We start from the raw sequence: 2,029 nt of genomic DNA, 5'->3' as shown, positions 1-2,029 counted from the left end.
GTGCCGGCAGGACGGTCGCCGCAGCGGTTGCAGGCGTGGATGCGTTCGGCGCAGCCGCTGCTGTGTCCAGGGATGGCGCTACGGCGGTCTGTGCAGGGACGGCGCCCTCGACAGGTGGCAATCCGGCGGCATCGGTGGCCGCAATCTCGGGTTCGGGCGATGGCACAACCGGGGCGGGCGCCGGATTTGCGGCCGGAGGGGAGGCAGGCGGCGCGACCACTTCACCGGCGATGGTCTGGGCCGCGTCGAGCAAGGCGCGGTCGCCGTCCGACAACCTGCTGCGGTCGATCTTGCCCAGTTTGGCACGCACGTCCTCGATGGTATCGGAGGTCACCGTGGACAGGCTGGAATAGAGCAGGGCGCGCGGATCGCCCTGATTGGTGTTGCCGTCGCGACCCTGCTCGGCCCGTGCCGAGGCGAAGGCCGACAAGTCGCTCATGCCGTCAATCGCGGCGCGGCGGGCGATGCGCAGATAGATCACCTTCTCGCGCTCGGGATCCATCATCGAGGTAATGTCGGCAAGCTTGTCCTGGCTGATCGACATGTGCAGGGCGATGACGCCGGAGACGAAGGAGTCGGCGAATTGGCTGGCGTAAGGCGAATAGAGATAGCGCTCGACATACTGGGTGGAGGCAAGCGCGAACCGTGCCGCGTCGCCTTGCGTCACGGCAATGCCGACCGAGCGCCGCAACGCCGCTTCCTCAACCAGAGTGCCGGGGCTGAGCAGCTTGGCCTCGTCGAACAGGGTGAGTGCGGTCGCCGGCTGGTCCGTGGCAAGCAGCGAGCCTTTGACCAAAGCGAGGAACGCGCCGAGATCGCCTGGCAGAGCCATCGGATCGATCGGCCTCAGGGCTTCGATCGCCTCGCCGGGCCTGCCGTTCAGGTAGTCGATCACACCTTTGGCCATGGCAAGGTTGCGCGGATCGGAGGCGGCGCGCGACACGGCCGCTTCGACCGTCACCGGATTGCCGCCGCTCATGCCGTAGACCAGGAGCGCGCGAAAATTCCTGGGATCCTTGAAATCCTCGGCATCAGCCGCGCGCAACCGCGCATCGGTCATCTCGAGCAGCTTAGCCTGCATCGGCATCGCGGCGTGATCGCCGGCCGCGATACGGTCCTGGACGAGTTGCAACGAGCGCACTAGCTGATAGGGCTGCAGCGTATCCTCGGCGAGGCCCGCCGACGGGTGCGCCGTGGCCAGCAGCAACAGGCCCATCAGGCGGCTGGTCAGCGCCGCCCGCTTCATCCGCCGGTCGCCATCAGGATCTCGATGCGGCGGTTGGCCGCCGACATTGGGTCTGCCGGATCCTTGGGCTGGCGATCCGCGAAGCCGGCAACCTCGGTGATGCGGCGTTCATCGACGCCGCCGCGCACGAGCATGTAATAGGCGGAGTGCGCCCGCGCCGTCGACAGCCGCCAATTGTCGTAGCTGGCGCTGCGGAAAGGGCGCGCATCGGTGTGGCCGTTGATGCTGATGGTGCCCTTCTGGCTGTTGACGATGTGGCCGATCTTTTCCATCGCCAGCACCAGCTCGCGGCTAGGCACCGCCGAGCCGACCTCGAACATGCCGAAGTCGAGCTGGTCGGTGATGGAGATGACGACACCCTTGTCGGTGGCTTCGACCGAGACACCGTCATGCAGCTTGTCACCGGGCTTGAAGGCATCGGCGAGCCGCTGCTTGACGTCGGCAGCCGCCTTCAGCGCGGCGGCGGTCGGAGCCTTGTCCGCCGCCTCGGTTTTTGCGGCCTCCTGCTTTGCGACCGCATCAGCGGCCTTGTTGTCTCCAGCGTCGGCGTTGCCCGCCTTGGTATCCCCCGCCTTGGCATCGCCGGCCTTGGCATCGCCCGTCTTGACCATTGTCGCGGCGGTATTCTTGCCATCTCCGGCCAGGGGCTCGAGCGGTGCGTCCTTGACCGGCGGTGCGGGCGGCACGGCCTTGACCTTGGCGACCCGAGTCTCGGCCGCCTTGTCGCCGGACTTGAGCGGGTCGCCCTCGATCTTGGGACGCTGGGCGCTCGCCTCGGCGCCG

General features: G+C 67.5%; 2 protein-coding genes. Both read right to left on the bottom strand.

Going from position 1 to position 2,029, the window contains the following annotated elements; genetic code table 11:
* The coding region (locus tag O7A61_RS32050) for a chemotaxis protein MotC (RefSeq protein ID WP_337133149.1) at positions 1-1,246 on the bottom strand (1,246 nt) is incomplete at its 3' end.
* A partial coding sequence (locus O7A61_RS32045) for an OmpA family protein (RefSeq protein WP_337133148.1) occupies positions 1,243-2,029 on the bottom strand: 787 nt, incomplete at its 5' end. The genes O7A61_RS32050 and O7A61_RS32045, both read right to left, overlap by 4 nt.

Source organism: Mesorhizobium sp. Cs1321R2N1 (assembly GCF_037179725.1).
In the GTDB taxonomy this organism is placed as follows: Bacteria; Pseudomonadota; Alphaproteobacteria; order Rhizobiales; family Rhizobiaceae; genus Mesorhizobium; species Mesorhizobium salmacidum.
The sequence above is the reverse complement of the archived record's forward strand: the minus strand, read 5'-3'. Positions and strand labels throughout refer to the sequence as shown.